The organism is Rhodanobacter sp. UC4443_H10, assembly GCF_052978325.1.
The window spans coordinates 106,138-131,991 of record NZ_CM129668.1 but is presented as its reverse complement, the minus strand read 5'-3'; the positions used below and the strand labels follow the sequence as shown (position 1 = coordinate 131,991).

The 25,854-nt window shown below is 68.8% G+C and carries 24 protein-coding genes; 20 read left to right on the top strand and 4 right to left on the bottom strand.

Going from position 1 to position 25,854, the window contains the following annotated elements; all coding sequences use genetic code 11:
* Positions 1 to 23: 23 nt before the first annotated feature.
* From ACVCMB_RS00595 to ACVCMB_RS00580, 4 genes are all read left to right on the top strand, one after another.
* The gene (locus ACVCMB_RS00595; RefSeq protein WP_447105852.1) at positions 24 to 476 is read left to right on the top strand and encodes an Rrf2 family transcriptional regulator; all 453 of its coding nucleotides are present in this window, start codon (positions 24 to 26) and stop codon (positions 474 to 476) included.
* Entirely contained in the window at positions 466 to 1,353 is an 888-nt protein-coding gene (locus ACVCMB_RS00590) for an NAD(P)/FAD-dependent oxidoreductase (RefSeq protein ID WP_447105851.1), read from the top strand. Before ACVCMB_RS00595 ends, ACVCMB_RS00590 begins: the two co-directional genes overlap by 11 nt.
* A gap of 194 nt (positions 1,354 to 1,547) precedes the next feature.
* On the top strand, positions 1,548 to 1,835 hold the full coding sequence (locus ACVCMB_RS00585; protein WP_395117375.1) for a biotin--protein ligase: 288 nt from the start codon (positions 1,548 to 1,550) through the stop codon (positions 1,833 to 1,835).
* Positions 1,832 to 2,608 carry a lipoate--protein ligase family protein gene (locus ACVCMB_RS00580; protein ID WP_447105850.1) on the top strand — a complete coding sequence of 259 codons (777 nt, stop codon included), beginning with the start codon at positions 1,832 to 1,834 and terminating at the stop codon, positions 2,606 to 2,608. The genes ACVCMB_RS00585 and ACVCMB_RS00580 overlap by 4 nt, the downstream gene beginning before the upstream one ends.
* A gap of 129 nt (positions 2,609 to 2,737) precedes the next feature.
* On the opposite strand, the gene ACVCMB_RS00575 is transcribed toward ACVCMB_RS00580, so the two are convergent.
* The gene (locus ACVCMB_RS00575; RefSeq protein WP_447105849.1) at positions 2,738 to 3,226 is read right to left on the bottom strand and encodes an NUDIX hydrolase; all 489 of its coding nucleotides are present in this window, start codon (positions 3,224 to 3,226) and stop codon (positions 2,738 to 2,740) included.
* Between the two features lie 169 nt (positions 3,227 to 3,395).
* On the opposite strand from ACVCMB_RS00575, the gene ACVCMB_RS00570 reads away from it, so the two are divergent.
* From ACVCMB_RS00570 to ACVCMB_RS00550, 5 genes are all read left to right on the top strand, one after another.
* Positions 3,396 to 4,163 carry a phosphodiester glycosidase family protein gene (locus tag ACVCMB_RS00570; protein WP_447107196.1) on the top strand — a complete coding sequence of 256 codons (768 nt, stop codon included), beginning with the start codon at positions 3,396 to 3,398 and terminating at the stop codon, positions 4,161 to 4,163.
* A 17-nt stretch (positions 4,164 to 4,180) separates the two neighbouring features.
* Positions 4,181 to 6,589 carry a penicillin acylase family protein gene (locus ACVCMB_RS00565; protein ID WP_447105848.1) on the top strand — a complete coding sequence of 803 codons (2,409 nt, stop codon included), beginning with the start codon at positions 4,181 to 4,183 and terminating at the stop codon, positions 6,587 to 6,589.
* A 253-nt stretch (positions 6,590 to 6,842) separates the two neighbouring features.
* Positions 6,843 to 9,101 carry a TIR domain-containing protein gene (locus tag ACVCMB_RS00560; RefSeq protein WP_447105847.1) on the top strand — a complete coding sequence of 753 codons (2,259 nt, stop codon included), beginning with the start codon at positions 6,843 to 6,845 and terminating at the stop codon, positions 9,099 to 9,101.
* 57 nt (positions 9,102 to 9,158) lie between these two features.
* The gene (locus tag ACVCMB_RS00555) at positions 9,159 to 9,548 is read left to right on the top strand and encodes a hypothetical protein (protein WP_136259908.1); all 390 of its coding nucleotides are present in this window, start codon (positions 9,159 to 9,161) and stop codon (positions 9,546 to 9,548) included.
* 104 nt (positions 9,549 to 9,652) lie between these two features.
* On the top strand, positions 9,653 to 9,808 hold the full coding sequence (locus tag ACVCMB_RS00550; protein WP_168709697.1) for a hypothetical protein: 156 nt from the start codon (positions 9,653 to 9,655) through the stop codon (positions 9,806 to 9,808).
* Positions 9,809 to 9,995: 187 nt separating this feature from the next.
* Here ACVCMB_RS00550 and ACVCMB_RS00545 read toward each other — a convergent pair whose 3' ends face one another.
* On the bottom strand, positions 9,996 to 10,139 hold the full coding sequence (locus ACVCMB_RS00545) for a hypothetical protein (RefSeq protein ID WP_395117365.1): 144 nt from the start codon (positions 10,137 to 10,139) through the stop codon (positions 9,996 to 9,998).
* A 201-nt stretch (positions 10,140 to 10,340) separates the two neighbouring features.
* Between ACVCMB_RS00545 and ACVCMB_RS00540 the strand changes: the two genes are divergently transcribed.
* The 11 genes from ACVCMB_RS00540 (at position 10,341) to tatA (ending at position 23,525) form a co-directional block, all read left to right on the top strand.
* Complete coding sequence (locus tag ACVCMB_RS00540; protein ID WP_447105846.1) at positions 10,341 to 12,074, top strand: hypothetical protein; 1,734 nt, start codon at positions 10,341 to 10,343, stop codon at positions 12,072 to 12,074.
* 20 nt (positions 12,075 to 12,094) lie between these two features.
* Positions 12,095 to 13,003 (top strand): cyclase family protein, encoded by a 909-nt coding sequence (locus ACVCMB_RS00535; RefSeq protein ID WP_447105845.1) that lies wholly within the window; start codon positions 12,095 to 12,097, stop codon positions 13,001 to 13,003.
* Between the two features lie 194 nt (positions 13,004 to 13,197).
* Positions 13,198 to 14,274: an NAD(P)/FAD-dependent oxidoreductase gene (locus ACVCMB_RS00530; RefSeq protein WP_447105844.1), complete on the top strand. Its 1,077-nt coding sequence runs from the start codon at positions 13,198 to 13,200 to the stop codon at positions 14,272 to 14,274.
* Between the two features lie 47 nt (positions 14,275 to 14,321).
* Entirely contained in the window at positions 14,322 to 15,389 is a 1,068-nt protein-coding gene (locus tag ACVCMB_RS00525) for an FAD:protein FMN transferase (protein WP_447105843.1), read from the top strand.
* A complete protein-coding gene (locus ACVCMB_RS00520; RefSeq protein WP_447105842.1) occupies positions 15,389 to 17,578 on the top strand; it encodes a 4Fe-4S binding protein in 2,190 nt (729 codons plus the stop codon). The genes ACVCMB_RS00525 and ACVCMB_RS00520 overlap by 1 nt, the downstream gene beginning before the upstream one ends.
* 33 nt (positions 17,579 to 17,611) lie before the next feature.
* Positions 17,612 to 19,558: a TAT-dependent nitrous-oxide reductase gene (nosZ, locus tag ACVCMB_RS00515; RefSeq protein ID WP_447105841.1), complete on the top strand. Its 1,947-nt coding sequence runs from the start codon at positions 17,612 to 17,614 to the stop codon at positions 19,556 to 19,558.
* A gap of 53 nt (positions 19,559 to 19,611) precedes the next feature.
* Positions 19,612 to 20,898 carry a nitrous oxide reductase family maturation protein NosD gene (locus tag ACVCMB_RS00510; protein ID WP_447105840.1) on the top strand — a complete coding sequence of 429 codons (1,287 nt, stop codon included), beginning with the start codon at positions 19,612 to 19,614 and terminating at the stop codon, positions 20,896 to 20,898.
* The gene (locus tag ACVCMB_RS00505) at positions 20,882 to 21,811 is read left to right on the top strand and encodes an ABC transporter ATP-binding protein (RefSeq protein ID WP_447105839.1); all 930 of its coding nucleotides are present in this window, start codon (positions 20,882 to 20,884) and stop codon (positions 21,809 to 21,811) included. The genes ACVCMB_RS00510 and ACVCMB_RS00505 overlap by 17 nt, the downstream gene beginning before the upstream one ends.
* Positions 21,808 to 22,641 (top strand): ABC transporter permease, encoded by an 834-nt coding sequence (locus ACVCMB_RS00500; RefSeq protein WP_447105838.1) that lies wholly within the window; start codon positions 21,808 to 21,810, stop codon positions 22,639 to 22,641. Before ACVCMB_RS00505 ends, ACVCMB_RS00500 begins: the two co-directional genes overlap by 4 nt.
* Before the next feature lie 10 nt (positions 22,642 to 22,651).
* Positions 22,652 to 23,308, top strand: coding sequence for a nitrous oxide reductase accessory protein NosL (locus ACVCMB_RS00495; protein WP_447105837.1), 657 nt, complete (start codon positions 22,652 to 22,654; stop codon positions 23,306 to 23,308).
* A gap of 13 nt (positions 23,309 to 23,321) precedes the next feature.
* A complete protein-coding gene (gene tatA / locus ACVCMB_RS00490; RefSeq protein WP_447105836.1) occupies positions 23,322 to 23,525 on the top strand; it encodes a twin-arginine translocase TatA/TatE family subunit in 204 nt (67 codons plus the stop codon).
* A gap of 84 nt (positions 23,526 to 23,609) precedes the next feature.
* On the opposite strand, the gene dapE is transcribed toward tatA, so the two are convergent.
* Positions 23,610 to 24,749 carry a succinyl-diaminopimelate desuccinylase gene (dapE, locus tag ACVCMB_RS00485; protein ID WP_447105835.1) on the bottom strand — a complete coding sequence of 380 codons (1,140 nt, stop codon included), beginning with the start codon at positions 24,747 to 24,749 and terminating at the stop codon, positions 23,610 to 23,612.
* 42 nt (positions 24,750 to 24,791) lie between these two features.
* Positions 24,792 to 25,853, bottom strand: coding sequence for a VIT1/CCC1 transporter family protein (locus ACVCMB_RS00480; protein ID WP_447105834.1), 1,062 nt, complete (start codon positions 25,851 to 25,853; stop codon positions 24,792 to 24,794).
* Between the last annotated feature and the right edge of the window lies 1 nt (position 25,854).

Here is a 25,854-nt window from a genome sequence, read left to right as displayed (position 1 = left end):
ACTAACGTAACATCGTTTGTTACATGAAACGAGACAGCCGACTTTCCGCCGTACTCCATGCCTTGCTGCACATGGCCGAGTGCGATGCGCCGATGACGTCCGATGCGCTGGCGCAGTGCCTGGGCACGCATCCGGTGGTGGTCCGCCGCACCATGGGCCTGCTGCGCGAGGCCGGCCTGGTCACGGCGGATCGCGGACACGCCGGCGGCTGGCGCATTTCGACGGATCTCTCCAAGGTCACGCTGCGCCAGTTGCACGAAGCGCTGGGCGAGCCTGCACTGTTCGCCGTGGGCAACCGGAATGAACATCCCGAATGCCTCGTCGAGCAGGCGATCAATGCGGCGCTGGATACCGCCTTCGCCGACGCCGAGGCACTGCTGCTGCAACGGTTCGAGTCGGTCACCCTGGCCGCGCTGGCCGCGGATTTCGCGCGCCGCCATGGCGCCCGTCGGTCGAGGCACCGGCATGAAGCATGACGTGATCATCATCGGCGGCAGCTACTCGGGCATGGCCGCGGCCCTGCAGCTGCTGCGGGCGCGCCGCAGCGTGCTCATCATCGACGGCGGCAAGCGACGCAATCGCAGCGCCAGTCATTCCCACGGATTCCTGGGCCAGGACGGCGTCGATCCCGCCGCACTGGCCCGCGTTGCCCGCGAGCAACTGCACGCGTATCCCACGCTGACCTGGCTGGATGGCGAGGTCGAGCAAGCAACGGGCACGAGGGACGACTTCCAGGTGGCCTGTGGCGGCACCCCGCATTCAGCCCGGCGCTTGCTGCTGGCGATCGGCGTGTCGGATCGGCTGCCCGAAATCCCCGGCCTGGCCGAGCGCTGGGGCAGGAGCATCTTCCACTGCCCGTATTGCCACGGCTATGAACTGGATCAGGGCCGCATCGGCGTCATCGCGACAGGGCCGATGTCGATCCATCAGGCGCAACTGCTGCCGGAGTGGGGAAACACCACGTTCTTCCCCAACGGTACGTTCGAACTCGACGAGGCTGCCGCGCGGGAACTGGCGCGCCGCGGCGTGACGGTCGAAGCGACGCGAATCGTGCGGATCGACGAAGACGCCGACGTCGTGCTTACCGACGGACGACGCATGAGCTTCGCCGGCCTGTTCACCGCGCCGCGGAACGAACCCTCGACGCCGATCGCGGCACAGCTCGGTTGTGAACTGGTCGAGACGCCGATGGGCCTGCAGATATCCACCGGCGAAACCAGGGAGACCACCGTGCCGGGCGTGTTCGCCTGCGGTGACGCCGCGAAGATCCCGCACTCGGTTTCGCTTGCGGTGGGCGACGGCGCCTGGGCCGGCGCGCAGATTCACCGCTCGCTGGTGTGGCCGGGGTCGTAGCCAACGTCCAAACCCTGGACCGCGACTCACGAAGCGGGTTCTTCCAGCGCCCGATTGAGCCGATCCCGAGGCACGGCCTGCACATGCTCGTCGGAGACACGGACATTGCAGCGGTCTGAAGTCGCCGTCTTTGGCATCGGTGCCGACAACGAGGCAAACTGCACGTCTGTCCAGACGATACGCGGAACGCGCCCATGCACGGCGAATACAAGATGCCCGGCGGCAAGCTGGTGGTGGTCGACCTGGAGGTTCGCGACGGCCGGCTTGCCGGCGTGCAGGTGAGCGGGGATTTCTTCCTGGAGCCGGACAGCGCGCTGCACGCGATCAACCGGGCGCTGGAAGGCCGGCCGCAGGATGCCGACGAGGCTGCCCTCGCCACCGCCATCCAGCACGGGCTGGCGGACGATGTGATGATGTATGGCCTTTCCGCGCAGGCGATCGCGATTGCCGTGCGCCGTGCCGTGGATGGAGATGCCGCATGATGCGCAGCGAATGGCGTGACCACGACTGGCAGTTGATCCACACCACGCCGCAATCGCCCAGCCTGCACATGGCACTGGACGACGTGCTGGTGCACGAGGTGGGCGCCGGGCATCGTCCGCCGACCTTGCGCGTCTGGGAGTGGGCCTCCCCGGCGGTGGTGATCGGCCGCTTCCAGTCGCTGCGCAACGAGGTCGACATGGAAGCCGCGCGGCGCCACGGCATCGAGGTGGTGCGGCGGATCTCCGGCGGCGGCGCGATGTTCATCGAGCCGGGCAACACCATCACCTATTCGATCTGCGCGCCGCTGTCGCTGATCAAGGGCCTGTCGTTCCAGCAGGCGTATGCGTGCATGGACGAGTGGGTGATCGAGGCGCTGGGCACGCTGGGCATCAAGGCGTGGTACCAGCCGCTCAACGACATCACTTCCGCAGGCGGCAAGATCGCCGGCGCCGCGCAGGCGCATCGCGGCGGCGCGGTGCTGCACCACGTCACCATGGCTTACGACATCGACGCGGTGAAGATGCTCGACGTGCTGCGCATCGGCCGCGAGAAACTGTCCGACAAGGGCACCACCAGCGCAGCCAAGCGGGTCGACCCGTTGCGCAGCCAGACCGGCCTGCCGCGCGAGGCGGTGATCGAGCGGATGATCGCCACCTTCCGCCAGCGCCACGGACTCGCCGACGACGTCCTGCGCGCCGGCGAGCTGGCCCGCGCCGAAGCGCTGGCGCGCGAACGGTTTTCCAGCGAGGCGTGGCTGGCCGACGTGGCGTGATCCCGCCCATGCGCACGTCACCGCAGGAGCCCGCTGGCGCGGCGATGCTTTTGCTCTTGCGAGTCTCCCAGCCAAGAGCATCGCCCGCCAGCGGGCTCCTGCGGAGGAGCGGGCGCAAGCGAGGCGACTTCAGAACCGGCTGAACGACCACGACTGCATGCGGCCGTCGCGATACGGCATCACGCCATGGAACGGCCGCGGGTCGTCGTCGAACACCAGCGGCAGGAAATGGCGGTCGCCCTCCCACATCGGCAGCTCCAGCAGCCGCTCGCGCGCGACCCATTCCAGCGCGCCTTCGTGATTGCCCTGCAGCGGCGTGCCGCGCCACGCGTCGATCAGGAAGATGAAGCCCAGCCAGTCCTCGCCGTGCTTGCCGAAGCCGGGCCAGTTCAGCGTGCCGCGCAGGCGCATCGACTCGCACTCGATCGCGGCCTCCTCGCGGATCTCGCGCCGCATGCAGGTGGCGATGTCCTCCCCCGGCTCCATCTTGCCGCCCAGCCCGTTGTACTTGCCCAGGTGCTGGTCGTCCGGCCGCGTGTTGCGGTGGATCATCAGCACCTGCCTGCGATCCGGCGACAACACGTAACCCAGGGTGGCGACGATCGGCGTGTAGGGCATCGCGCTCCCGCGGCAAAAACCCGAGTTTAACGGCGAATGGCGACGCGCCGGACCCACGGCGGGAGAACGTTGCGCGCGCGGGGTTGCGCGATCGCCGCTGCGCCGCGACCATCAGGGGATGACTTTCCGCATCCCATGCCACTCGACCGCCCGAAGCCGCCGCCGCTGGATGCCGGCCGCGGTGTTGCTCGGCCTGCTGCTCACCCTGCCCGGCTGCACGTCGAAGGCGCGGGCGCTGGACAGCGACGAGGTGGCGTTTGCCGGGCAGCAGTACCGGGTCGTGCACATCAACCTCAAGCGCGAACAGTTGGGCCTGCACTGGCGCAATCCGCAGGATGGCCAGCCGTTCGGCAGCGTCGAGAGCCTGCGCCAGTGGGGCGAGGCACATGGCCAACGGTTGCTGTTCGCGGCCAATGCCGGCATCTACGACCACAAGTTTGCGCCGCTGGGCCTGTACGTGGAGGACGGCAAGACGCTGGTGCCACTGAACCTGGTCCACGGCAATCCCGCATCGGGCAATTTCTCGCTGCTGCCCAATGGCGTGTTCGCGATCTACCCGGACGGCCATGCCGCGGTACGCACCAGCGAGGCGTTCAAGGCCGACGACAAGGCAGTGCAGGCGGCGACCCAGTCCGGCCCGATGCTGCTGATCGACGGCAAGCTCAACGAGCAGTTCATCGACGACTCGGCCAGCCTCAAGTGGCGCAGCGGCGTGTGCGCGCCATCGCCGCATGAAGTGGTGTTCGCGGTGAGCGAGGCGCCGGTGAACTTCCACACGTTTGGACGGCTGTTCCGCGACAAGCTGGGCTGCCGTGACGCGCTCTACCTGGACGGCAGCATTTCGCAGCTGTACGTCGACGGCGAAGGCTATGCCGGCGCGCCGGCCTTCATGGTCAAGCCCTATGCCGGTATCTTTGCCGTGTTCGCCAAGCCCTGATCCCCGACGGAAACCCCATGACGACTCGCCGCTGGCGCATCGCGCGCGCCGGATTGTTGAGCCTGCTGGTCCTGCTGCTGCTCGCCTTCGCCGCCGCCTGGTGGCTGCTCGCCGGCGGCCGCGCGCGGCTGGACGGCACGCGCACGGTGGCGGCGCTGCGCGCGCCGGTGACGATCAGCCGCGACGCGCGGGGCACGGTCACCCTTGCCGGCAACCGCGCCGACATCACCTGGGCGATGGGCTACGTGCACGCGCAGGAGCGCTTTTTCCAGATGGACCTGATGCGCCGGGCCAGCGCCGGCGAACTGGCCGCGCTGGTCGGGCCGGCCGCCCTGCCGCTGGATCTGGACCACCGCCGCCATCGCCTGCGCGCGGTGGCCGACGCGGCGTGGGCGCAGCTGCCGCCGGCACAGCAGGAGGTGCTGCGCCGCTACGCCGCCGGCGTCAACGCAGGCCTGGCCGACCTGCACGTGCGGCCGTGGGAATACCTGCTGCTGGGCAGCCAGCCCCAGGCGTGGCGGCCGCAGGACAGTGCACTGGTCATCGCGGCGATGTACCTGGACCTCAACAGCGGCGGCCGCAACGAGCGCGAGTTGCGCATCGCGCAGATGCGCGACGTGCTGCCGGCGTCGCTGGTGGATTTCCTGCTCGCGCCCGACCCGAACTGGGAGGCGCCGCTGCGCGGGCGACTGTCACGCTCGCCGGTGGTGCCCGACGCGCAGGTGTTCGACCTGCGCCTGGCACCGGCCAGCGCGACGAGCACCGGCCTTGCCGCGGCACTGGCGCCGGCACTGGACGCGCCGCGCCCGGGCAGCAACAACTTCGCCGTGGCCGGCCGGCTCACCGGCGACGGCGCGGCGATGCTGGCCAACGACATGCACCTGGGCCTGCGCGTGCCCAACATCTGGTTCCGCATGCGCCTGCGCTATGCCGACGCCGGCGCGCCGCACGGCCAGCGCGACGTCAACGGCGTCAGCCTGCCCGGCACCCCCGCGATCATCGCCGGCTCCAACGGCCAGGTCGCCTGGGGCTTCACCAACAGCTATGGCGACTGGGCCGACTGGGTACGCGTGCAGCGCGACCCGGCCGACCCGGGCCGCTACAAGGTGCCCGGCGGCTGGGCCACGCTGCAGACCCACGCCGAACGCATCAAGGTCAAGGGCCGGCCCGACACCATCCTGGAGGTGGAGGACACCCGCTGGGGTCCGATCATGGCCACCGACACCGACGGCACGCCGCTGGCATTGGCCTGGATCGCGCAGCAGCCGCGCGCCTACAACCTCGGCCTGCTGCAGATGGAGCACGTGGCGAACGTGGCCGATGCGCTGCAGCTGGCGCCTGCCCTGGGCATGCCGCCGCAGAACCTGCTGGTGGCCGACAGCGGCGGCGACATCGGCTGGACGATCGCGGGCAACAGCATCCCGCTGCGCGCCGGCTTCGACCCGCAACAGCCGGCGGACTGGTCCGTGCCCGGCAGCGGCTGGCAGGGCTGGGCCGCGCCTGCGCAGTATCCGCGCATCGAGAATCCCGCCGACGGACGGCTGTGGACCGCCAACAACCGCACCGTGGACGGCGCCGCGCTGGCCCTGCTCGGCAACGGCGGCCACGACCTCGGCGCGCGCGCGCAGCAGATCCGCGACGACCTGCACGCGCGCGCCAGCTTCACTCCCGGCGACCTGCTCGACATCCAGCTCGACAACCGCGCGGTGTTCCTCACCCGCTGGCAGGCGCTGCTGCAACGCACACTGGCCGACAGCCACGACCCGCTGCTGCAGCAAATGAGCCGGCTCACCCGCCACTGGCGCGGCCGCGCCGCCGTCGACAGCGTCGACTACCGGCTGGTGCGCGCTTTCCGCACACAGGTCAGCCAGGCGGTGCTGGCGCCGTTCGTCGCGCGGGTGAAACAACGCCATGCGGATTTCCGCTGGCCCGGCGAGCACAGCCCGGAAGCGGCGGTGTGGATGCTGATCCACGCGCGACCCGACTGGCTGCTCGATCCGAAGTATCCCGACTGGCCTGCCCTGCTCACCGACTCCGCGCTCCAGGTGGCGCGGCAGCTCGACCGGCAACCCGGCGGCCTCGCCGCGCGCCACTGGGGCGAGATCAATCGCAGCGACATCAGGCATCCGCTGGCCGCCGCCCTGCCCGCATGGCTGGCGCGCGTCATCGACATGCCCGACCAGCCGCTGCCCGGCGACCACAACATGCCGCGCGTGGCGGTACCGGGCTTCGGCGCCTCCGAACGGCTCGACGTCTCCCCCGGCCACGAAGACCGCGGCATCCTGGAAATGCCCGGCGGCCAGAGCGACAACCCGCTCTCGCCGTTCTTCGGCGCAGGGCACCAGGACTGGGTTCAGGGGCGTCCCACTCCGCTGCTGCCGGGCCAGGCCACGCACACGCTGACGCTGCAACCGGAAGCCGGCTGAGACCACGACCTCGCATGCCCGGGCGCCCGGGCCTCGCAGGTCCGACGCGTTGCCGCCGCGGGGCGGCATGGCTCCCGCCACCCCGCCACCCGGCGCGGCGTGCCGAAAAGTGTGACGCAGTTCTCATGATTGGTGCTATGTTGCGCCGACGCACAGACCACCGACACGGTAGTGATTGAGCTGCTGCCGGCCGTCTCGACGCGGGGACAACCCGCAAGGGACTGCATGACCAGGCACGGGAGTGCCGGATGTCATGACGCAGGGCACGGGATCACCAGGGTTCCGGTATTACGCCTTCATCAGCTACAGCCACCAGGACAAGACCTGGGCCGACTGGCTCCACAAGGCGCTGGAAACCTATGCGGTGCCGAAACGCCTGGTCGGGCAGATCACCACGGCCGGCCCCATCCCGAAACGCCTCACGCCGATCTTCCGCGACCGCGACGAACTGGCCACCGCACACGACCTCGGCCGCAAGATCATCGAGGCGCTGGAGCAATCGGCCAACCTGATCGTGATCTGCTCGCCGCATTCGGCGGCGTCGCACTGGGTGAGCGAGGAAGTGCTGGCGTACAAGCGCCTCGGTCGTGACGAGCGCATCCTGTGCCTGATCGTGGACGGCGAACCGAACGCCAGCGACCTGCCCGGCCGCGAGGCGGAGGAATGTTTCGCCCCCGCGTTGCGCTTCGAGCTCGACGCCACCGGCCGGCTGGCCACGCAACGCGCCGAGCCCATCGCTGCCGACGCCCGCCCGGACAAGGACGGCAAGGCGAACGCCAAGCTGAAACTGATCGCCGGGATGCTCGACGTGGGCTTCGACGTGCTCAAGCAGCGCGAGCTGCGGCGGCGCGCGCGACGGATGACGATGGTGGCGGCGCTGGCGGTGACCGTGATGACGGTGACCACCACGCTGGCGGTCCTCGCCATCGTTTCGCGCCACGCCGCGGTGGAAGCGAGCCAGGCCGCGCAGCGCCGGCAGAAGCAGGCCGAGGCCCTGGTCGGCTTCATGCTCGGCGATCTGAACGACAAGCTGGCGCAAGCAGCCCGGCTGGACATCATGCAGAGCGTCGACGACAAAGCGATGGCCTACTTCCAGTCGCTGCCGGCCACGGATGTCACCGACGAGACCCTGGAGCAGCGCGCCAAGGCACTGGAGAAGATCGGCAGCGTGCGCCTGGATCAAGGCAACCTGTCCGGCGCGATGGAGTCGTATCGGGCAGCCCTGCAGCTGTCCGGGCGCCTCGCCGAGGAAGCACCCGGCGACGCGGCGCGGCAGGTCGCCCATGCCCGGTCGTGGTCCTTCGTCGGCATGACCGACTGGTATCAGGGCAAGCTGGACGCCGCCTGGCGGGATTTCGAATCCGCGCAGAACGTGCTGCAGCAGGCACAGGCGCGTGCCGGCAATGACCTGTCGCTGAAGTTCGAACTGCTGAACGTCAACAGCAATATCGGTCACGTGCTGGAAGCACGCGGGCAGCCGGCCGCCGCCGCCAGCGCCTACCGGAACGCGTTGGCACTGGGTCGCGGGTTGGTCGCGGCCAATCCCGTCAACACTGATTGGTCGGCTGCATTGGGGATTGCACACAACAATCTCGGCAAGCTGGCCTTGCAGCGTGGCGATCTGGCAGAGGCGATCGCCGAGTACCACGCCGACGACGCGATCGAAACCCGGCTTGCCGCCGCCGACCCCAAGAACAATGACCAGCGCGAAAACATGCTGCGGGTGCGCGCGATCCTAGGCCGCACGCTGGCCCTGACCGGCGACGTCGACGCGGGCATCCGCGACCTCCAGCAGGCGGTCGACATCGCCGCCCAGCTGATCGCGATCGCGCCGACGCAAACCGGCTTTCAGGCAAAATCGGCGCTCTATCTCGTGCAATTGAGCCGCCTGAAACGCCTGCACGGGGACCTGCCGGCGGCACGGACGCTGGCCGCACAAGCGCTGGCCATCCTGTCCAGGCTCACTCGACAGGATCCAGCAAACGTTACATGGCAGCAGATTGACGCCGCGGCACGCAGCGAGCAGGCCGCGCAATCATTTGCCGGCGGACAGTCCGCGGCGGCGCAGGCGCAGGTGCAGGTCGCCATGAACATCCTGCAACCGTTACTCGCCAAGGAACCGGATGACCGCGGCCTGGTGCTGGATACGCTGTCCGCGAAGCTGCTGCTCGCCGACACCGCCAGCGACGCAGCAGCGACACGACGGCTGCGCGAGGAGGCATGGGAGGCGAGCCAATCGGTGAAGGACGGCAAGGACGATCCGCGCCTGCTCGCGCTGCAGGTCGAGGCGTTGCTTGGCCTGCAGAAAAATGCCGAAGCAAGGCTGCTGATCGAGCGCCTCTGGAATGCCGGTTACCGCGACCCGGCGCTGCTGGCGATCCTGCGGCGTGCCCGCGTGGATTACCCGGAAAACCCCGCCTTCGCGACGCGCATCGCGCAGATCATGCAGGTCGACGCCAGCACTCCGGCGCCCGTCACGGCAGCGGTGCGCACGCCGCACCCGAAGCCCTGAATCAAGGCGCTGCGGCCCGCCTTCCACGCCGCCCATCGATCCCTGCAGGAGTACGACATGCCCAACGTAACACTTGAGGTGACACTGAAAAACGGCAGCCTCGACGTCGACCAGTCGGGTAACGGAAACCAGATCGCCCACGGCCAGTCGGTGACGATCACCTGGCACCTGAGCGGCCCCGGCGTGAGCCCGGGATCATTCAATGCGATCAGCGATCCGACCCATCCCGGGTTCGCCTGGATCCAATCGCCTCCATCCGGCGTGTTCGGTCAGGCGCAACTCGCGAACAACGGCGACAAGATCACCATCACCGATGCCAACGACAGCACCAGCTCGAGCGGCGAGTGGATCTACCAGCTCTGCGCGACGATCAATGGCGCCCCATACTCGACCATCAGCACGCTGCCTACGGCCACCACGACGAATCCGGTGATCAAGAACCTGTAGCGCCACCATGCAGGCGCTTTGGCGCAGGGACAGCGAGGAAGCAATGCCAAGGGTACCTCGATCCGAACGGCAACATCGCATACCAGTCAAGCCTGGAGACCATCATGCCAAAGACCAGCAAAGACAATCAGAACATCCCGGCCGAACCGCAGCCAGACGACCAGACCCAGGATAGCAACCGCGACTCCGACCAGAACGTGGAACAGTTGGGCACGCTCTCGCCGAACACAACGACCAACCCACAGATCAAGAACCTCTGACACTAACCCAGTGCCTCGCATGGAACATCGATCTTGCCCCCTCGCACCTGCGAGCGTATCGCGGTGATCGGCGTGACCAGCCACCGCAATATCTGCGCGCCCGATGCCGACCGATTAGCGAACTGAAGGAGACCAGCCACGAGCGGATAACGAAACACGCCGGCTCTTGTACCGAAATAATCGATGTTCAATGAGGCATTTCCGCATAACGTGAGGATGAAACCAAGAAAAAGCGCATCGCATTGTCTGTAGCTTTTGGCATCGCCTTGGCGGCGACTTCGGCACTTGCCAGTGCCGGTACGCCGGCCGCGGGTTCCTCGGACTCGGTCATGGATGCCATCAGCAACTGGTTCGCCTGTGCGATTGGCAGTCAGAGTTGCGTATCTCCCGACACCACCACAGACCCGAGGATCAAAAACAACTAGCAAGGCGGCGCAGGCGGCAGGCCTGAGCAAGGCTTGCCGCCTTCATCCGCTCAAGGCGTTGGCGCCATCCGAAAATCGAAATTACCTGACGCGACCCCTTGCCCACCATGGAACATCGACCTCGCCTCCTCGCACCTGCCAGCGTACCGCTGGTGATCGGCGTCACCAGCCACCGCAACATTCCCGCCCGCGAAGTCGACCTGGTGCGGCGCCGCGTGCGGGAATTCCTGGCGCAACTGCAGCGCGATTTTCCCGCGCTGCCGCTGGTGGTGCTGTCCGCGCTGGCCGAGGGCGGCGACCAGTTGGTGGCGGAAGAGGCGTTGGCGCTCGGCGCGCGATTGATCGCGCCGCTGCCGTTGCCGCGCGAACTCTATGTCGAGGACTTCCACCACGCGGCCACCCGCGACCGTTTCGATGCGCTCGCCGCGCGTGCCCGGGTGATCGAGCTGCCGCTGCTGCCGGACAGCACCCCCCGCGGCATCGGCAGCCCTGGCCCCCAGCGCGATCGGCAGTACGGACGGGCCGGCGTGTTCATCGCACGGCACTGCCATCTGTTGCTGGCGATCTGGGACGGCAAGACGTCGACCCGGCTCGGCGGTACTGCCCAGGTGGCGGAGTTTTTTCTCAACGGCGTGATGCCGGGCCTGACCGAGCGCCGCCGCGGCGGCCGTCATCACCTGCTGGGCAGCGGCGACGAGCGGCTGGTCTGCCAGATCGTCTGCTCGCGCGATACCGACGACGGCGCGCCGCTCCCGCCACTGCAGCCAGGGCAGCTGCTGTGGCGCACGCAGACCGAAGTTTCATTGCCCGACGTGCCGATGCCTGCGATGTTCCACCAGACTTTCGCGCGCATGGCCGAGTTCGACGCAGATTGCCTGAAATACCGCAGCGAGATCCACTGCAGCGCCGCTACCGATAAGGCATCGAGCGACACCGCGACGCTGGCGCGACCGGAGGCGGCCCTGTTTCGCGCAGCGGACTGGCTGGCGGTGCACTTCCGCCAGCGCGTGCTGCTGGCGATGCGGACCCTCTACACGCTGGCAGCAATCATGGCCATCGCCTTCACGATCTACGACAACCTGCCCGACCAGGACGACTTCATCTACGTATTCCTGCTGCTGTTCGCCGGCGGCGTATGGGTGGCCACGCTCGCCAGGCGCCGCGGCTGGCATCGCAAATACCTGGATTACCGGGCATTGGCGGAAGGCCTGCGCGTGCAAGGCTACTGGCGCCGCGCCGGGATCTCGCTCACCGGCGATCCCGAGTTTGCGCAGGACAGCTTCATGCAGAAACAGGACATCGAGCTTGGCTGGACGCGCAACGTGATGCGCAGCGCCGCACTCGACCGCGTGCCGGGCAGCGGCAACCCGGAGAGCGAGTTGCGCGAGGTCATCAGCGAATGGGTCGGCGACGACGCGCATGGTGGCCAGGTGGACTACTTCCGCAGCAAGGCCGCGCAGCGCACGCGCCAGCATCGCTTTACCGAAATGCTGGGCTTCGCCAGCCTGCTTGCCGGCATCGGCATCAGCATCGTGCTGGCGGCGCTCGCACACCACCTGGCCGCCGATACCAAGAACACGCTGGTGGTCATCATGGGCGTGCTGTCGATCCTCGCCGCCGTGCGCGAGGCCTATGCGTTCAAGAAGGCCGACAAGGAACTCATCAAGCAATACCGCTTCATGCAACGCATTTTCGACGAGGCGCGCAAGGCGCTGGCCCGAACCACCAACGCCACCGAGCAACGCGTCATCCTCCACGCGCTGGGCGAGGCCGCCCTGGCCGAACACGCCGAGTGGGCCCTGATGCATCGGCAGCGACCGCTGGAACACGGGAGAATGTAGGCGAGACCGGAGCAAACCACATGAGTCGATCCACCGAAGAATGCCGCGCCTGTTTCGACTTCGAAGTCGACTTCTCCAACGGCGGCGGCATCCAGGGCCAGGGATTCCGGCTCGACATCGACGGCGACGACATCGACGACGCGGCGCTGGCCGACTACATCGTGCGCGACATGCGGTTGCTGATGGTCGGCGCCGTGCGCATCCTCAACAAGTCGATCATCCGCGAACGTCACAAGCGCCAGCCGCAAGCCGCGCCGGGCAACGCCGTCCGGCCGGACCTGATCGACCTCGCCCACGTCGTGCACAGCGGCGAGGAGGTCTACCCCGGTCTGCCCGCGCCCCGCGTGTCGGACCATCTCAGCCACCAGGCCAGCATCGGCCGCTACGCCGAGGGCGTGACGTTCCAGATTGCGCGCATCGACATGGTGGCCAACTCCGGCACCGCGATCGACGCACCCTCCCACCGCTACCCCGGCGCCGCCGACGTCGCCCAGCTGCCGCTCGGCGACATCGCCGACGTGGATGCCGTGGTCATCCACCTGCAGGGCATGCGCGGTCGAAGCATCGACCGCGCCGCGCTCGCGGCACTGGACGTGCGCGGGCGCGCCGTACTGCTCGATACCGGCTGGGCCGCCCGCTGGGGCACCAGTGCCTACCTGCAGGCGCAACCTTTCCTCAGCCGCGACGGCGCCGAGTACCTGCGCGACCACGGCGCGGTGCTGGTCGGCGTCGACGCGCTCAACATCGACGACACCGGCGATCCGCAACGCCCCGCCCACTCGATCCTGCTGGCCGCCGGCATCCCGATCGTCGAGAACCTCGCCTCACTCGCCATGCTGCCCGCCGAGAAGCTGCGCTTCTCCGCCGTGCCGATGCGCATGGCAGGCATGGGCACGTTCCCGGTGCGGGCGTGGGCACGCCTGGGTTGAGGTAACCGGCGGCATGCGGCAGCGCTGTGCGCCGCCGGAACTCGACTGATCGCGGAGGCACCCCGTCGCGCGGCGTGCGTCAATGCCGGCGCGACATTCGACCGCATGGGCCACCCGGGCCAAGTTGACCACAGTCAAACGTGAGCGCGTGGCGCACGCGCATGATCCGCCCTGTCCACAAGCGGGCGCGATCCATGATCAGCTGCGACACCGTCATCATCGGCGCAGGCCCGGTCGGCCTGTTCCAGGTTTTCGAGCTGGGCCTGCTCGGGCTGGATGCGCACGTGGTCGATGCCGTGCCGCATGCCGGCGGGCAATGCATCGAGCTGTATCCGGACAAGCCGATCTACGACATCCCGGCGGTGCCGGTGTGCAGCGGGCACGAGCTGATCGCGCGGCTGCAGCAGCAGATCCGGCCGTTCGCGCCGCAGTTCCACCTGGGCCACACCGTCACCTCGCTGGAACGCATGCAGGACAGTCGCTTCCGCCTGCAGACCAGCGGCGGGCTGGCGTTCGACGCAGGCGCGGTGATCATCGCCGGTGGCCTGGGCGCGTTCGCACCGCGCACGCTGAACCTGCCGGAAGCCGCGCCGCTGGTGGGCCGCACGCTGCACTACAAGGTGACCCAGCCGGCGCTGTTCGACGACCAGGACATCGTGATCGCCGGCGGCGGCGACGCGGCACTGGACTGGGCGCTGGAGCTGGTCGAGCGCGTGCGCAGCGTGGTGCTGGTGCACCGCTCGTCCAGCTTCCGTGCCACGCCGGCCAGCGTGGCACGCATGCAGGCCTTGTGCGACGAGGGGCGCATGCAGTTCTGCGAAGGCGACATCGTCGGCCTGGAAACGGCGAACGACGCACTGGCGCAGGTGCGCGTACGCACGCGCAGCGGCATGGTCCAGCGCATCGCGGCCTCGCACCTGCTGGTGTTCTGGGGCCTGCATCCGGCGCTGGGGCCGATCGCCGAATGGGGACTGGCGCTGGAACGCCAGCAACTGGTGGTGGACCCGGCGACCTTCCGGACCTCGGTGCCCGGCATCTTCGCGGTGGGCGACATCAACACCTACCCGGGCAAGAAGAAGCTGATCCTGTCGGGCTTCCATGAAAGCGCGCTGTGCGCGTTCGCCGTGCACGCGCACCTGCACCCCGGCGACAAGGTGAACCTGCAGTACACGACCACCAGCCCGGCCTTGCAGCGGCGCCTGGGCGTGCGCGATGCCGAGCGCGATGACGTCGTCGCCGAGCCGCCGCCACGCGTGGCTGCCACGGCCTGACCTCGCCCGCCCGCACGCGTTCAATCACTCATCCCGGGAGACATCCCATGCACCGTCCCTCCGCTTCCGACGACCTGCGTTCGCCCGAACGCCGGCGCTGGCTGAAGCAGGCCGGCCAGCTCGCCATCGCCGGCGGCCTGCTGGCCGGCGGCGGCTGGGCGGTGCTCAAGCGCAAGCAGAACCTGTGGCAGGTGCGCCGCGAGCGCACGCTGATGCAGACCTCGGTGGCGGTGACCTGCCTGGCCGATGACGTGCAAGCCGCGGGCGTGGCGATCGAGGCGGCGTTCGCGCGCATGGCCGCGACCGCCGCGCAGCTGACTCGCTTCGATCCCGCCAGCCCGTTGGCGCGACTCAACCGCGAGGGCCGGCTGGCGCAGGTGCCGGCGCAACTGGATGCGGTGCTGCGCCAGGCGCTGTCGCTGTCGCGACTGACCGACGGCGCGTTCGACCCGACCGTGCTGCCGGTGCTGCGCTACTTCGAAACGCTGCGCGGCACGGCGGCCACCGACGCGCACGAGCAGCGCGTGGCTGAAAGCCGCGACGCGCTGGTCGGCTACCGCGACCTCGCACTCGATGCGCGCGGCGCGCGGCTGCTGCGCCCGGGCATGGCGATCACGCTGGACGGCATCGCCAAGGGCCACGTGGTCGACCAGGGCATCGCCGCGCTGCGCGGCGCCGGCATCGAGTACGGCTTGATCGACGCCGGTGGCGACATTCAGGCGATCTGCGGCAACGACCCGGCGCGGCACTGGAACGTCGGCATCGTCGATCCACGCGACGTCAGCCGCGTGGCAGTGGTGCTGCAATTGCGCAACGCGGCGGTGTCGACGTCCGGCAATTACCGCGTGTTCTTCTCCGCCGACCGGCGCCTGTTCCACATCGTCAACCCGCGCACCGGCTGGTCGCCGCAAAGCTATTCCAGCGTCACCGTGATGGCGCAGCGTTCGGTGCTGGCCGACGGCATGAGCACGGCGGCGTTCTCGCTGGAGCTGCCGCGCCTGTCTGCACTGATGGACGCGCAGGACCAGCAGTGGCTGGCGTTCTCGCGCACGGGCGGGCAGCGTTGGCGCTCGCGCGACCTGCCGCTGATCGCCGGCACGGCGGAGCGCGCGTGATGCGCTTGTCACGCCCGCTCGTCACCCGCCTGCTGCTGGCGCTGTGCCTGTTGTTGCCGGCACCCGCCGCGCTGGCCGGCATCGATGCGAAGCACCCGCAGTTGCACGAGGTATTTCCGCAGGCCACCCGCTACGGCGACATCGAAGGCACGCCGCCGGCGGCCGCGGTGTACCGGGGCGACAAGATCATCGGCTACGTGTTCGAGACGGTGATGGTGGCGCCGGTGCCGGCGTACTCGGGCGCGCCGATCAACCTGCTGGTGTCGATCGGCACCGACGGCAGCATCCGCGACGCCCGCGTGCTGGAGCAGCACGAGCCGATCCTGCTGGTCGGCATCCCCGTGCAGAAGCTGTACGACTTCGTGGCGCGCTACATCGGCCATCGCGTGGACGACCAGATCGTGGTCGGCGGCGGTGCCAGCGGCAGCGTGCGCATCGACGCGATCAGCAGCGCCACGGTGACCTCGATGGTGGTCAACGAGACGATCATGAACTCGGCGCTGAAGGTGGCCGCCTCGCGCAAGCTGATCGCCGGCGCGACCGACACCGACGCCAGGACCGCGGCGGTGCGCACCGACTACTACCAGCGGGCCGACTGGGACACGCTGACCGGCAACGGCGCGATCGCCCACCTGCAGCTCAAGCGCCAGGCGATCACCGACGCCTTCAAGGGCCAGCCGGAGAGCGGCCTGGTCGACGATCCCACCGCGCCGGCGCCCGGCCACGAGGGCGATGTCTTCATCGACCTGTACTTCGCCGACGTCACCCCGCCCACGGTGGGCCGCAACCTGCTCGGCCCGACCGCCCACGCCGACCTGATGAAGCAGCTCAAGCCCGGCGACTCGGCGATCGCGGTGATGGCCAACGGCATCTATTCGTTCAAGGGCGTGGGTTATGTGCGCGGCGGCATCTTCGACCGCGTGCACGTGCTGCAGGACGGCAAGCTGGTGCTGTTCAAGGACACCGACCTGGTGCAGTTGAACGACACCCCGCTGCGTGGCAAGCCGGCGTTCGCCGAGCAGGCGATCTTCATCGTGCGCAACAGCGGCAGCGGTTTCGACGCGACCCGGCCGTGGACGTTGCAACTGATGGTGAACCGCCAGGTCGGCCCGCTGCAGAGCATCTACCACACCTTCACCCGCGACTACCGCATGCCGGCGGTCTACACCACCCGACCGGAGAGCAGCACCGACTCGCAGTCCGATGCACTGCCGGCCGACGCCGCACTGTGGCAGAAGATCTGGTACGGCCGGCGCATCGACATCGCCGTGCTGCTGGCGGGGCTGACCGTGCTGACGCTGGTCCTGCTGTTCCAGGACTGGCTGGTGACGCGGCCCGTGCTGCTCGAACGCGTGCGCACCGGTTTCCTGATCTACACGCTGGTGTTCATCGGCTGGCACGGGCTGGCGCAGCTGTCGGTGGTGAACATCTTCACCTTCATCCAGTCGGTGCTGCACGGCTTCCATTGGGAAACCTTCCTGATGGACCCGCTGATCTTCATCCTGTGGGTATTCGTCGCCGCCACCCTGCTGCTGCTCGGGCGCGGCGTGTACTGCGGATGGCTGTGCCCGTTCGGTGCGCTGCAGGTGCTGGTGAACAAGGCGGCCAAGCGGCTGCACGTGCCGCAGTTCGAGTTTCCGCGGGCGGTGCACGAGCGGTTGTGGGCGCTGAAGTACGTCATCCTGCTGGTGCTGTTCGGCATGTCGCTGCAGTCGCTCAACACGGCCGAGCACTACGCCGAGATCGAGCCGTTCAAGACCACGTTCACGCTGCACTTCGCGCGCTCGTGGAGCTACGTGCTCTACGCGGTGCTGCTGGTCGGCGTATCCGCGTTCAACCACAAGTTCTATTGCCGCTATGTCTGCCCGCTGGGTGCCGGACTGGCCGTGTCCGGACGCTGGCGATTGTTCGAATGGCTGCGCCGACGCCCCGAGTGCGGCAGCCCCTGCCAGGTCTGCGCCAACGAGTGCGAGGTCAAGGCGATCCATGCGGATGGCCGCATCGACTTCAACGAATGCCACTACTGCCTGGATTGCCAGGTCACCCGCGTCAACGACCACAAGTGCCCACCGGTGGTACAGCAACGCAAGAAGCGCGAACGCGCCGCACGACCGTTGCCCACGCCGATCACGCTGATTACCCCGGCGAACGCGCCGGAAACCCGAGAGCCGGCGCCCGTCGCCGACTGATCCCACGTCACCTGCCTCTGCGGATGAAAAGCCATGCACGACGAATCGAAGAACAAACCCGAAGCTGACGCGGAAGGCACCGACCCCGCGCGTCGCAACTTCATGAAGAACAGCGCACTGGCCGGCCTGGCCGGCGCGGCGGGACTGGCACTGGCGGGCTGCGGTCGCAAAGGGGACCACGGTGGCGCGGAAGGTGCCGCCGCCGGACACGATGGCGAACGCCAGCGCGAGCACGGCGAGCACGAAGCCGCTTCCGACCACGTGCCGCCCGGCCAGCTCGACGAGTACTACGGCTTCTGGAGCGGCGGCCAGTCCGGCGAGGTGCGCCTGGTGGGCGTGCCCTCGATGCGCGAGCTGATGCGCATCCCGGTGTTCAACCCCGACTTCACCATCGGCTGGGGCGTCACCAACGAGAGCAAGCGCGTGCTCGGCCCGAACTTCCCGCCCGGCGGCGACTGCCACCACCCGCACATGAGCCAGACCGACGGCCACTACGACGGCCGCTACATCTTCATCAACGACAAGGCGCACACCCGCGTCGCGCGCATCCGCTGCGACGTGATGCGCACCGACCGCATCACCGACGTGCCCAACGTGCAGGCGATCCACGGCCTGCGCGTGCAGCGCGCGCCGCGCACCGGCTACGTGTTCGCCAACGGCGAGTTCCTGGTCCCGGCGCCGAACGACGGGCGCGACCTGGACGATCCGAAAAAGTACCAGACCATGTTCAGCGCGCTCGACGGCGACACCATGGAAGTCGTCTGGCAGGTGCTGGTGGACGGCAACCTGGACAACACCGAGGCCGACTACGCCGGCAAGTACGCCATCTCCACCTGCTACAACAGCGAGGGCGGCATGGACCTGCCCGGCACGATGCAGGCCGAGCGCGACTGGGCTGTGGTGTTCAACATCGCGCGCATCGAGGCAGCGGTGAAGAAGGGCGAGTTCAAGACCATCGGCAGCTCCAAGGTGCCGGTGCTGGACGGTCGCCACGGCTCGCCGCTGACCCTCTACATCCCGATCCCGAAGAACCCGCACGGGATCAACGCCAGCCCCGACGGCAAGTACGTGGTGGCCAACGGCAAGCTCTCGCCCACCGTCACCGTGATGGAGTGGAGCCGCATCGACGACTGCTTCGCCGGCAAGCTGAAGGACCCGCGCGATACGGTGGTGGCCGAGCCCGAACTGGGCCTGGGTCCGTTGCACACCGCCTACGACGGCCGCGGCAACGCCTACACCACGCTGTTCATCGACAGCCAGATCGCCAAGTGGAACATCGCCGACGCGATCGCCGCCCACGACGGCAAGAAGGTCAACTACCTGCGCCAGAAGATCGACGTGGCCTACCAGCCCGGCCACTGCCACACCTCGATGGGCGAGACCCGCGATGCCGACGGCAAGTGGCTGGTGTCGCTGAACAAGTTCTCCAAGGACCGCTTCCTGCCCACCGGCCCGCTGCATCCGGACAACGACCAGCTGATCGACATCTCCGGCGAGACCATGAAGCTGGTCGCCGACGGCCCGGTCTACGCCGAACCGCACGACGTGATCCTGCTGCACCGCCGGCAGCTGATCGACAAGGTCAGGAAGAGCTGGGATCGCGACGATCCGTTCTTCGCCGAGACGGTGGCGATGGCGAAGAAGCACGGCGTCAACGTGCTGTCCGACAGCAAGGTCATCCGCGAGGGCCGCAAGGTGTTCGTGTACATGACCTCGGCCGCGCCGATCTTCAGCATGGGCAGCTTCAAGGTGAAGAAGGGCGATGAGGTGACCGTGGTGGTGACCAACATCGACGCGGTGGAGGACGTCAGCCACGGCTTCTGCATCGTCAACTACGGCATCAACATGGAGATCAGCCCGGGCGCCACCGCCTCGACCACCTTCACCGCCGACAAGGCGGGGGTGTTCTGGTACTACTGCACGTTCTTCTGCCATGCGATGCACATGGAGATGAGCGGGCGGATGCTGGTCGAGGCGTGAGCCGCGTCGTGCCGCCGCGCAGTGCGCGGCGGCACGAGCGGATCGCCGTTTCCATGCATGCACTTCGTTTCCTCGCGTTCCTGATGCTGGCATGGCCGCCGGCGGCGCCGGTGCATGCGCGCGAGTCGCTGGAGCAGATCGTGGTCGCGGCGCCGCCGGGTACCACCATCAGCGTGCCGACCGGCGTGCACGTGGTGCACCTGCGGCTGGACAAGCCGGTCACCCTCGTCGGCGAACCCGGCGCCGTTCTCGACGGCGGCGGCGAAGGCGACGTGGTGCGCATCGGCGCCGCGCAGGTCGCCGTGCGTGGATTGACCATCCGCCATAGCGGCACCGATCTCACCGCGATGAACGCCGGCATCTTCGTCGAGCGCCAGGCGCGCGACGTCACACTCGAGGGCAACCACATCGAGCAGAGCCTGTTCGGCGTCTACCTCGACGGCGCGGCCAACGTGCGCGTGGCGCACAACGTGATCCGCGGCATGCGCTCGCTGCGCGTGGCCGACCGCGGCGACGGCATCCACATGTGGAACGACACCGGCTGCACCATCGAGGGCAACGACGTGGCCGACTCGCGCGACGGCATCTACGTCTACGTCAGCCCGCACAACACCATCGCGCGCAACGTGGTGCACGAGGTGCGCTACGGCATCCACTACATGTATTCCCAGCACAACCTGCTGCGGGACAACGTCAGCCGCGGCAACCTGGCCGGCTATGCGCTGATGTCGTCCGATCACCTCAAGGTGATCGGCAATACCGCCGAGGACGACGAATCCTACGGCTTCCTGCTCAACTACATCTCGCACAGCGAGATCGCCGGCAACCTGATACGCCGGATCAACGGCCAGCGCGACACCCGGGGCGGGCTGATCGACGGCACCGAGGGCAAGGGCCTGTTCGTCTACCTGTCGCAGTTCAACGACTTCCACGACAACCTCGTCGCCGACTCGCAGATCGGCATCCACGTCACCGCCGGCTCGGAGAACAACCGGTTGTGGGGCAACCATTTCCAGGACAACCGCATCCAGGTGAAGTACGTGCAGAACCTCGCCCAGGAGTGGTCGGCGCACGGCCGCGGCAATTTCTGGAGCGACTACCTCGGCTGGGACCTGGATGCCGACGGCGTCGGCGACGTGCCGTTCCGCCCCAACGACGGCGTCGACGTGCTGCTGTGGAAATACCCCTCCGCACGCAACCTGATGTCCAGCCCCGCGGTGCTGCTGCTGCGCTACGTGCAGCGCGCGTTCCCCGTGTTCACGCCGCCCTCGGTGCAGGACAGCCGCCCGCTGATGAAAGCCCCCTCCTCCTTCCGGCCCGACCATGAACCACGCGATTGAATTCGAGGCGCTGGCCAAGCGCTACGGCACGCTGGCCGCGCTCGACGGCATCAGCGCCTGCGTGCCGCGCGGCCGGGTGATCGGCCTGCTCGGCCACAACGGCGCCGGCAAGTCCACCCTGATCAAGCTGATCCTCGGCCTGATCGCGCCCAGCGACGGCCGGCTCGATGTGCTCGGCCAGTCGCCGTGGCGCGCGCACGCGCTGCGCCGGCGCATCGGCTACCTGCCCGAGAACGCCACCTTCTACGCCAGCCTCAGCGGGCGCGAACTGCTCGACTACCTGGCCCGGCTGAAGCAGGCGCCGCGCGGCCAGGTCGCGGCGCTACTGGAGCGCGTGGGCCTGGCGCACGCCGCCGACCGGCGCATCGGCACCTACTCCAAGGGCATGCGCCAGCGCCTGGGCCTGGCCCAGGCGTTGCTGGGCTCGCCGGAACTGGTGCTGCTGGACGAGCCGACCACCGGGCTCGACCCGCAGGCCTCGCGCGAGCTGTACCGCATCGTCGGCGAGCTGCGCGCGGACGGGCGCAGCGTGCTGCTCTCCTCGCACCTGCTGGCCGAGCTGGAGCCGCACATCGACGGCGCGCTGATCCTGCGCCAGGGCCGCCTGCTCGCCGCCGGCAGCCTCGACGCGCTGGGCGAGCAGGCCGCGCTGCCCGCACGCCTGCTGCTGCGCCCGCGCGAGGACGCTGCCGGTGGGCTGCTGGTCCGGCTGGACGCACGCGGCCTGCCCGCACTGCTGCGCCCGGACGGCCTGCTGGAACTGCAAGTGCCGCGCGCCGGCAAGCTGCCGGTGCTGCGTGAACTGCTGGCCGACCCCGCGGTGGCCGACCTCGACGTGCGCGAGCCTACCCTGGCGCAGCTCTACGACTGGCTGGGCGCCGGCCAGCACACCACGGCGGAGGTCTGCGCATGAACACCGTGCTGACCGTCGCCGGGAAGGAGTTCCGCGACGACTTCCGCAACCGCTGGACGGTGGCGCTGACCATCCTGTTCGCGCTGCTGGCGCTGGGCATCGCCTGGTTCGGCAGCGCCGCGGCCGGGCGCGTGGGCTTCACCTCGTTCGACGCCACGCTGGCCAGCCTGACCACGCTGGGCGCGTTCGTGATCCCGCTGATCGGCCTGCTGATCGCCTACGACGCCATCGTCGGCGAGCGCGACGACGGCACCCTGCTGCTGATGCTGAGCTACCCGCTCTCACGCGGCCAACTGGTGGCCGGCAAGTTCCTCGGCCACTGCGGCGCGCTGGCCGCCGCCACGCTCGCCGGTTTCGGCGTGGCCGTGGCGATCATGCAGTGGATGCAGCCGCCCGCGCAGACGCTGCAGGCGTGGCTGCACATCGGCCGCTTCATCCTCAGCGCCTCGCTGCTGGGCGCCTGCTTCGTCGGGCTGGCCTGCCTGATCAGCGTGCAGACCGCCGACAAGTCGCGCGCCGCCGGCCTGGCGCTGATCGGCTGGCTCGCCAGCGTGGTGCTGTTCGACCTCGCGCTGCTGGCGCTGCTGGTGGTCAGCGGCGGCAATCCGGTCGAGCGGGCGGTGTATCCGTACCTGCTGCTGCTCAACCCGGTCGACGTGTTCCGCCTGGTCAACCTGACCGCGCTGGGCGACGGCGCCGGCAACGACCTGCTCACCGGCATGACTGCCCACCACGGCTACCCGCCGCTGCTGCTGGGCCTGGCGATGCTGGCCTGGGCGGTGCTGCCGTTTGCGTGGGCGCTGTTCGCGTTCCGGCGCAAGGAAGTCTGAGGAGAACCGCATGCGCATCCACCCCACGCTCCGCTGCACCCGCCCGGCCGCGCTGGCCCTTGCGCTGGCCCTGCTCGCCGGCTGCGACGGCGGCCACGCGCCTGCGCAGCACGCGGTCGACACCCACCCGGACGACGCCTGTGCCGTGTGCGGCATGTACCTGGACGGCTCGCCTGGACCCCGAGCGGAAGCCTGGGTGAGCGGACGCACCAAGCCGCTGGTGTTCGACTCCACCCGCGATTTCTTCGCCTACGTGCTGCAACCGGAGAACCAGTCCGCGCTGCAGGAGCTGTACGTGCAGGACAGCGCGCATATCGACTGGCGCCAGCCCAGCCATGCCGCGGCCAGCTTCATCGACGCGCGCCGCGCGTTCTACGTGGCCTGGCAGCCGCTGCCCGGCTCGATGGGACCGACGCTGGCGCCATTCGCCAGCCGCGCGGCAGCGGAAGCCTTCGTGCACCAACACGGCGGCGCCGTGCTCGCTTTCGACGAAGTCACGCCCGCGCTGGTGGCCACGCTGGATTACCGCTGCCCTGCCCAGGCCGCCGGCGCGCGTGGCCCGCTGCAATGCCTGGCCGCACCCGCGGCATCCTCCGCCCTGCCCGCCACGCTGCACTCACCGGCTGCATCTGCCGCGCCGGCGACGCCAGCCCACCCCCTTCCCTGACGAGAATTCACCCATGCTCGGACTGAACAGTTTTTCGCACTGGATCGTGCTGCTGGTGCTGGTGCTGCTGGTGTTCGGCACCGGCAAGCTGCGCAACGTCGGCCGCGACCTCGGCAGCGCCATCGCCGATTTCCGCCAGGGGCTCAAGGGCGGCCAGCCGCACGAGGCCACGCCGCCGACGGTGCGGCGGGATGCGGATGGCCAACCACGACATTGAGGCGCTGATCCGGATGCGTTGACTTGCCTGATGCAGGCACCGCCACGGCGGTCGAGACTCGCCTGTTGAAGCGTCATCGTCAGGTCAGGTCCGGGCCAGCAACCGCTCGCACAACACCCGATACACTGCCGGCAGTTTCTCCAGCTCCGCCACGTCCACGCACTCGTCCACCTTGTGGATGGTGGCGTTGACCGGGCCGAGCTCGACAACTTCGGCACCCATCGGGGCAATGAAGCGGCCGTCCGAGGTGCCGCCGCCGGTGCTCTGTTCGGGATCGATGCCGCACAGCTCGCGGCAGACTGCCACCACGGTTTCGCGCAACACGCCGCCGGGCGGGGTGAGGAAGGGTTCGCCGGAGAGATTCCAGTCGAGTGCGAAGTCGAGTCCATGGCGATGCAGGATCGCCTCGGTGCGCGCGCGCAGGTCGTCGGCGCGACTGGCGGTGCAGTAGCGGAAATTGATCAGCGCGACGAGTTCACCGGGGATCACGTTGTTCGCGCCGGTGCCGGCGTTGAGGTTGGAGACCTGGAACGAGGTGGGCGGGAAATCCGCATTGCCCTCGTCCCAGCGCTCGGCGGCGAGTTCGGCCATGGCGGGAGCGAAGGCGTGGATCGGGTTGAGCGCCTTCTCGGGATACGCCACGTGGCCTTGCACGCCGCGCACGACGAGCGTGCCGGACAGCGAGCCGCGACGTCCGACGCGAATCAGGTCGCCGAGTGTTTCCTTCGAGGATGGCTCGCCCACCACGCACCAGTCGATGCGCTCGCCGCGCCCGCGGAAATGCTCGACCACGCGGCGCACCCCGTCGAGATTGGTCGGACCCTCCTCGTCGCTGGTCAGCAGCAGGCCGAGTCGGCCGCGATGATCGGGATGCGCGGCCACGAACTGCTCCAGCGCGACCACCATCGCCGCCACCGAGCCTTTCATGTCCGCCGCGCCGCGGCCGTATAGACGGCCATTGCGGATGGTCGGTTCGAACGGCGGGCTTTGCCACGCGGCTTCCGGACCGCTGGGCACCACGTCGGTGTGGCCGAGAAAGGCCAGTGTCGGACCGGCGGCGCCATGGGTGACCCACAGGTTGTCGACCTCGCCGTAGCGCAGGTGCTCGACGCGGAAGCCGGCGTGTTCCAGGCGCTCGCCGATCAAGGGCAGGCAACCGGCGTCTTCCGGCGTCACCGAACGACGGCGGATGAGGTCGCGGGCAAGTTCGAGCACGTCGGACATGGGGTTCCTGCGCAGTGCCGGGGGATGCCGCAGCATACCAAGCTAGCTCAGCACCACGCCCAGCAAATGCCCCACGCCAAAAGTGATCGCGGCCGCGACACTGGTGATGACGAATTGCCGGGCGATCGAGAACAGCATGCTGCGCCCGGTGAACAGCGAGGTGCCGATACCGATCAGCGCCAATCCGCCAGCAGTGGAAGCCACGCTGGCCAGCAATGCCGCTTGTCCGCCCAGAAAGAAATACGGCGCCACCGGAAACAGCGCGCCGCAGGCGAACAGGCAGAACGAGGAGGTCGCCGCGCCGTAGGCCGAGCCGCCCAGCTCGGCCGGGTCGACGCCGAGATCCTCGCGCACCAGCATGTCCAGCGCCGCGCGCGGCGTTTCGGTCACGTGTTCGGCGAGGTGCTCGGCCGCCGCCGGTTCCAGCCCCTTGTCGCGATAGATGCCGGCGATGTGTTCGCGGCCATCTTCCGGGGCCACCGCCAGGCGTTCGGCGCGCTCGGTGATCTGCGCCTGGTAGAACTCGCGCGAGCTGTTGACCGACAGCCACTCGCCCAGGGCCATCGAGCACGCGCCTGCGACCAGGCCGGCCAGGCCGGCCAGCAGCACGGCGCGATCGCCGGTGGCGGCGCCGGCCATGCCCATCACCAGGCTGACGTTGGACACCAGCCCGTCGTTGGCGCCGAGCACGGCGGCGCGCAAGGTGTTGCCGCTCTGCGCGCGATGGCGCAACCCGTGCGGACCGGCCGGACGCGGCAACGGAAAGTGGTCGCGGTGGCCGCTGCGGTCGACCGGCGTGGCCTCATGATCCGCGTGCGCCAACCGCACCACGGTCGGCATCACGAACTCGGTGCCAAAGCGTCGCGCAAACCAGCTGAGCGCGCGCACGCGCAGGCCGATCCGCTGCCGCGGCACGGCCTCGCCCAGTTCGCGCAGGCGCGCCTCCCAGAATTGCGCATTGCCGCGCTCGCCCGCGGCGATGCGCCGGTAGGCGTGCTGAAGTTGCGGGTCGTCGGCCAGCTCGGCCAGCCGCGCGTACAGCGCGGCGTTGTCGCGCTCGATGCGCAGGTTGTTGCGGAAGCGGCGGGTGCGGCCGTGGGTCATC